The sequence below is a fragment of the Butyricicoccus sp. AM78-15b2TA genome (assembly GCF_027665985.1).
GTDB classification, from domain to species: Bacteria; Bacillota; Clostridia; order Oscillospirales; family Butyricicoccaceae; genus Agathobaculum; species Agathobaculum butyriciproducens.
Map to the genome: position 1 here is coordinate 1 of NZ_JAQEHY010000003.1, position 5,899 is coordinate 5,899.

Sequence of the window (5,899 nt, forward strand, 5' to 3'; positions counted from 1 at the left end):
GCGATTGTCCGCTTTGTACGCCAATGGCCCATAGAGGGCAGTTGCGGCAAATAGATACGATCACTCCTTTCTCAGCGGAACCGTATTACACGCCCTCCGTGTCTACTTCATATACATCGCAGACCTCATCAGGCTTGAGTTTTAGTCTGGCAGACAAAAATGCTTCAATATCAAAGGTATTTCGCTTGTCTGCATCAGCTGTGTATTTGAAATTAGGGTGCTTGGTGATGTCGTACTTATCCGAAAGAAAAGGGCGCACACCGCGCAGCTGCAAGATGCACTTGCCGCCATCCATAACAGCAAGCTCATCCTGGCTCATCAGCTCTTTCCCCAATTTTTGATAGTTGAGAGAGTGGGAAGTTTCCCGGCCACGGCTCTCTCCGGTGTTGTAGGTGTCGATGGTTTCCTTGCCCAGCACGGCAGCCAACTCTTTGAGGGTAGTCGGCTCTTTACCGCCCAGGAAGATGGAAGTATCCATGTTTCCGATAATGGTATCTGCGTTATCCTTATAGATCGCCTTGAGCTGACTCTGCGCCTGCAACACCAGACAGGCGGAGATCTCACGGCTTCGGATGGTGGCCACCAGCTTTTCCAGACGAGGAATCTGCCCGATATTGGCGGCTTCATCAATGAGACAGCGCACATGGACTGGAAGCCTGCCGCCATACACATCGTCCGCCTTTTCGCAGAGCAGATTAAACAGCTGGGTGTAGCACATAGAGATTAGGAAGTTAAAGCTATCGTCCGTATCACTCATGATGAGGAACAGGGCAGTTTTCCTGTCTCCCAGAGTGTCCAGCTCCAGCTCATCATAAGCCGTGACCTCACGCAACTCTGCAATGTCGAACACAGCAAGGCGAGCGCCGCAGGAAATCAAAATCGACTTGGCTGTTTTTCCGGCGGCCAGCTTATATTTCTTATACTGGCGCACCGCAAAGTGGTTTGGCTTCTCGGTTTCCAGTGCATCAAACATCAGATCCACGGGGTTTTTGAACTCCTCGTCATCCTCCCGGACCTCCATGGCGTTGATGAACTCAATGAGGGTGGAGAAGTTTTGTTCCTCCACCGGAGCCTCATAATGGATATAGCCAATAAGCGCGCAGTACAACAAGGTTTCTGCTTTTACCCAGAAATCGTCTCCGGCCTTGCCTTCGCCTTTGGTGTTGGCGATCAGCGTTGTTACCAGCTTCAAGATGTCCTTTTCGCTATGGATATAGGCGAAAGGGTTATAGTGCATGGACTTCTTGAAGTTGATGGTATTTAGGACCTTGATTCGGTACGGCTCATAAATGACCTTGCCGTGCTTATCCTTCATAGGCTTTCCGTCTTTCCCCAGCTTGGGTGCGCCCCTTTGGAGCATTTTTCCGCACTCCACCAAAATGGTTCCCTTCGGGTCTGTGACCACATAGGAACTGTGCATCTGCATCAGGTTGGGTTTCAGCCAGAAGCGGGTCTTACCGGAACCGGAGCCGCCAATCACCAGCACATTTTTGTTTCTGGCGGTCTTTGGGTCCTTGGGGCGGCTGTTCATTGTCAGGCTCTCCGTTTTCGTCAGAATCACATTGTTCTGAAATACAGGATCAACGTAAGGTGCAATATCCTCACGGGTTCCCCACCGGGCGGAACCGTATTCAATGCCGTGCCTGTACTTCTTGGCGTTCTTGCTTTTCAGGTACACAGCCAGCCGCAGGCCGCCGCCGCAGCACAGGCCCACCAGCAGGTCCAGCGGGTGCAGGCTGGGCCACCAGCTGGTCAGCGCCATCGGCAGCGTGGAGAAGAACGAGAGCATTTTTGCCGAAGCGTCCGCACCCACGGCCATCCGCCACGCTTCACCGAAGTTGGTGGAGAAAAGCCCCATCAGGATATACGGCAGATTCAGCAAAATGAGCTTTTTGATGTTCAGCTTCTTTTTCATCGTTCCAGCTCCTTCCGCTTGTTCCGGTCCACGACGGCGTGTTTTACCAGTTCTTTGAACTGGCTCAGCTTTGCCAGCACGGACGGGCGCTCGGATTTCTCCGCCTTCCTGACCTTTTTCCCGGTGTACTCGGTAAAAGCAGCGGTCAGGGCATCCGCGTCCCGACCCTTGAAAAAGATCAGGTACTTGGGTGGGGAGCTGCTGCGGTCCTTCTTCACCGCATAGTCCACGCCGTATTTCCGCGCGATCTTCTCAAACTCCTTGATGGAGGGGTCGGTGATCTCGATGTTGGAAACGCCCTGATTCTGGCCGATCAGCTGTTTCACCGTCTGCTTGCCGTGGGGAATCACGGGGGTATCCCGGCTTCTCTGCTTTTGCAGCTTCTTTTCCTTGCGGTGGGCAAGGTACTTGGTGATGGCGGCTTTCATCAACCGCCCGGTAAACTTTGTTCCGCTGACTACCAGCGTCAAAGTCCTGTTTTCCACTTCCTCCTGCATAGGTCATCGCCTCCTTTCCACGGATTTTGCAGGGGTGGTACTTGATACTAAGGCGGGACCACCAGCCGCCGCAGCAGGTATTTCAGCATGGCAGGCTCCTTTCAGCGCAGCTGGTCGGAGCGGTCATAGTACAGATGGCCCTGGCGCACTTTGGCATGGCTGAGAATCTTGATGTGGCCCTTTTCCTGGTTCTCCAGGCTTTTCTGGTATCCGGCCTCCGTCAGAAACAGGCGGGTCCGTTCATCTTTCCAGCCCACCGGGGAATCGTCGGTCAGCACATCGAAGATAATCATGTGCCGGGTGTCCTCGGCAAACCGCTCCAAATCCATGTACTCATGGCCGTGGTAGTTCTGCGCCCCGGCTTTGAGGCGCATTTCCTCCATCAGCTGGCCCACGGTCTTACGCTCAGGCATGGCGTGCGCCTCCTTTCCCGCGTCCCTGGCCCTTCACGGCCAGGATACCGTCCAGGGTGGTGGCGGTGATCCGCAGGCGCTCGGCGGTGGCAATGTCATTCTTCACGGTCTCGTCGATGCCGTGGCCGCAGACCACCAGCACATGGGACCGGCGCAGGTAGTCCCGCGCCATATCCAGCCCGTCCTTGTGTTCCTGGGGAATCTCGTCTTTGAGGAAGGTAGGCAGGAACAGCACCGGGCAGATGGGCGAATACCCGGCATCGTACACCTGACGGCAGTAGGCCGCAGCGTTCTCGGCGTTCTCATACTGGCTGTTGCTCCATGGAGCCGTAATGTAGGCAAGAGGTCGTTTCATGGCAAAATCCTTTCTCCCGGTGTTTTCGGGCAGCAGAAAAGCGGCTGCTTACCAGCCGCCTGCGTACATATCGTGGTTAACTTGTGCGGTGTAGTGGTTGCTGATCGTGGTCGGCGCATTAAACAGCACCGCAAGCAGATACTGCTTCATGTTGCGGATTTCGGTGGTATTGTTCCGCAGGCATTCCATGACAAACTCGATGTGGGAGCAATCCAGCTTCAAAAAACGGGAGCGGACCACCTCATGGGGGAAGTCGCTGCCAGCGATCCGGGTGGTTTTCCGCTTGGCGCAGACGGTCTCCACCATCAGCTCCACAATCTCGTCCAGGTCCTCCCGGTAGGTGGTAAACTCCCGGCACAGGTGGTCATACTCGATGTTCTCCAGAATCAAATCCCGATAATTTTCCATCTCTGAGACAGACATCGCATCCCTTCCTTTCCGTTCCGGCAGCTGTGCTGCCGCTGGCTCCCGGAAGGGAATAGAATCGGTACTTGATCCATAAGTAATTGTTTTTTCTGTATTTGATTTCTCTATATTTAATTCTGCGGGCTTTTCCGTATCCGGTTTTACCATATCCGGGTTTTCCGTATCTGGTGAAGCCGTATCCGGCTGGGGCGTATCCGGGTTCTTCGGCTGTGGTTGCTCGTAGATAACATACTCTGTATCGCTGATGCGTCCCTGCCGGTCACGCAGCTTGTGCCGCACAATGTAACCGGCAGCCTCCAATTCCCGCAACGCAGCGCCTATGGCATCCACGCCCTCCTTACAGATCTTTGCAAGACCACGGGTGGTGTAATTCCAGTCCTCTGGCAAAGACAGCATCATGGAAAGCAGCCCCTTCGCTTTTAACGACAGGTTTGCATTTCGTAAATGATGATTGCTCATCACGGTATAATCACGGGTCCGTTCAATGCGAAAAACGGCCATTGACCTCACTCCTTCCGAATTTTGGGTACAAAAAAACCGCAATCCTCATTCCAAAGAATTGCGGTGTTCAACACTTTTCAAATTTTCTTGCATAGAACCAAAACAGCGGCTTTCGAGGACGCGCCTCTGTAAATGGCTCCTCCTGGGCGAAAGGAAGTGTTTGCATCACTCGGTCAATATCCGTTGAATCCATGTCATGCTGAGATTTGCAATCTTCCCGGATTGCTTCTTGAATTTCCTTTACCGTACACATAGTCATTCCTTTCCTTTCGTTGTATGGGTTTATGAGCGGCGGCGTTTTCCCGGTTTGAAATCGAGGATATGTCCCTCAATCACACGAGCGTAACGCTTGATCTTGATCTCCCGGCGCTGTTGGCTTTGCAGGGCAGCCTGATACCCATCCTCGGTCAAAAACAGCCGCATTTCCTCTCCGGGGCTGCCGTAAGCTGTGCTGGGACGCAGGACGGAAAACTCAATCATCCAGCGTGTGTTATCCCAAAACCTCTCTACAGCGAGAATGTTGTGTCCTTTCAGCTCACGGGCTGAAATATCCCTCATAGGCGGCTCCTTTCATCGTTCCTGGTCTCTCTGACGCTTTTTCTGCCATGCCTCCAGCAGCTTGATGATGGTTTCCTGCATCCGCTGGGGCGTATAGCTTTTAGGAAAATACTTCCGCAAGGTGTCAGAGGTAAATGTCACTCGGTCCAGATCGCTTTTCTTTTCCTCACCCATGATGACACGCATCATATCGAGAGTCAGATGCCCCTCCTGACTGTATTTTTTGAGCCGCTGGGCTTGAGAAAGAGAAGGGGTAGCCTGTTCGCTGTCCATCGCGTCCAACAGGTCTACCTGTTCCTCCTTTTTGAGAAAGGACAGCTCATAGGCAGGGTTCAGGGCGATTTTCTTCTCATCGACCATATCCATCAATTCAGGAATCAGTTCAGTCAGACGGATATAACGAAAAATCTGGTTTTTACTCTGACCTACTTGCTCTGCCAAAACCTCGCTGGACTTCTTCCCAAAATCGTTCCCAACTTGGGAACAATTTTCTTTACTCGGTCTGCCAGCCTGCCTTTTCATAGCCTCCAGCTTCATCTTGTAAGCAAAAGCCCTTTCACTTGGGAGCAGACTTTCCCGTTGCAGATTGCTGTCAACCATAATGATTGTGGCGGCATCATCATCCAAATCCCGAACAATGACCGGCATGGTCTCCTTGTCTGCCAGCTCACTGGCTCTGTGCCGCCTGTGTCCGGCTACCAGCTCATAACCGCCCTCCGGGTCCGGTCGAGCAATCGCCGGAACCAGAACGCCATACTGCTTGATACTGTCAGCGGTCTCCATCATGGCTTCGTCATCCTTGACTTTGAATGGGTGGTTCTTAAAGGGATGCAGTTCAGACAGCGGAATCTCCTGAATCTTTTCCAGCTTTGCATCCTGACGGCCTTCTTCGGTGGAGAACAGATCATCTACCGAGGCCAGCTCTATTTTTTTCGCGCTGCTTTTCAAGTTTCAACACCTCCTTCGTCAGATTTCGATACCCCTCTGCCACCTTGCCGCCAGGGTCATGGGCAAAAATACTTTTTCCCTCGGCGCTGATTTCCTTTGCCCGGACAGAATGGGGAATCTCTGTGCCGAATACTTTGATCTTGCTACCATAGGTCTCACGCAGGAGCGCGGAGATCTCTTTGGCAAAGTTGGTTCGGCTGTCCACCATCGTCAGCAGGATACCGTCTATCTGGAGCTTGGGGTTGATCTGCCGCTTTACCTTGTTTACCGTGGAGAGCAGCTGTTC

At 52.9% G+C, this 5,899-nt stretch carries 9 protein-coding genes; all 9 read right to left on the bottom strand.

All coding sequences use genetic code 11. The features are described from left to right. Positions 1-85: 85 nt before the first annotated feature. Positions 86-1,915, bottom strand: coding sequence for a VirD4-like conjugal transfer protein, CD1115 family (locus PGS25_RS03770; RefSeq protein WP_270417755.1), 1,830 nt, complete (start codon positions 1,913-1,915; stop codon positions 86-88). Then, positions 1,912-2,412 carry a PcfB family protein gene (locus tag PGS25_RS03775; RefSeq protein ID WP_270417756.1) on the bottom strand — a complete coding sequence of 167 codons (501 nt, stop codon included), beginning with the start codon at positions 2,410-2,412 and terminating at the stop codon, positions 1,912-1,914. Before PGS25_RS03775 ends, PGS25_RS03770 begins: the two co-directional genes overlap by 4 nt. Before the next feature lie 101 nt (positions 2,413-2,513). Beyond that, complete coding sequence (locus tag PGS25_RS03780) at positions 2,514-2,825, bottom strand: DUF5720 family protein (RefSeq protein ID WP_270417757.1); 312 nt, start codon at positions 2,823-2,825, stop codon at positions 2,514-2,516. Then, positions 2,818-3,180 (bottom strand): DUF7768 domain-containing protein, encoded by a 363-nt coding sequence (locus tag PGS25_RS03785; protein WP_027644087.1) that lies wholly within the window; start codon positions 3,178-3,180, stop codon positions 2,818-2,820. The genes PGS25_RS03780 and PGS25_RS03785 overlap by 8 nt, the downstream gene beginning before the upstream one ends. 48 nt (positions 3,181-3,228) lie before the next feature. After that, complete coding sequence (locus PGS25_RS03790) at positions 3,229-4,107, bottom strand: DUF6017 domain-containing protein (protein WP_270417758.1); 879 nt, start codon at positions 4,105-4,107, stop codon at positions 3,229-3,231. A 67-nt stretch (positions 4,108-4,174) separates the two neighbouring features. Continuing rightward, complete coding sequence (locus tag PGS25_RS03795) at positions 4,175-4,360, bottom strand: hypothetical protein (protein WP_015527914.1); 186 nt, start codon at positions 4,358-4,360, stop codon at positions 4,175-4,177. Positions 4,361-4,389: 29 nt separating this feature from the next. Further along, entirely contained in the window at positions 4,390-4,665 is a 276-nt protein-coding gene (locus PGS25_RS03800) for a DUF5720 family protein (RefSeq protein WP_002592134.1), read from the bottom strand. A gap of 12 nt (positions 4,666-4,677) precedes the next feature. Next, entirely contained in the window at positions 4,678-5,613 is a 936-nt protein-coding gene (locus PGS25_RS03805; RefSeq protein WP_005335949.1) for a ParB/RepB/Spo0J family partition protein, read from the bottom strand. Next, a partial coding sequence (locus PGS25_RS03810; RefSeq protein ID WP_442865231.1) for a ParA family protein occupies positions 5,570-5,899 on the bottom strand: 330 nt, incomplete at its 5' end. The genes PGS25_RS03805 and PGS25_RS03810, both read right to left, overlap by 44 nt.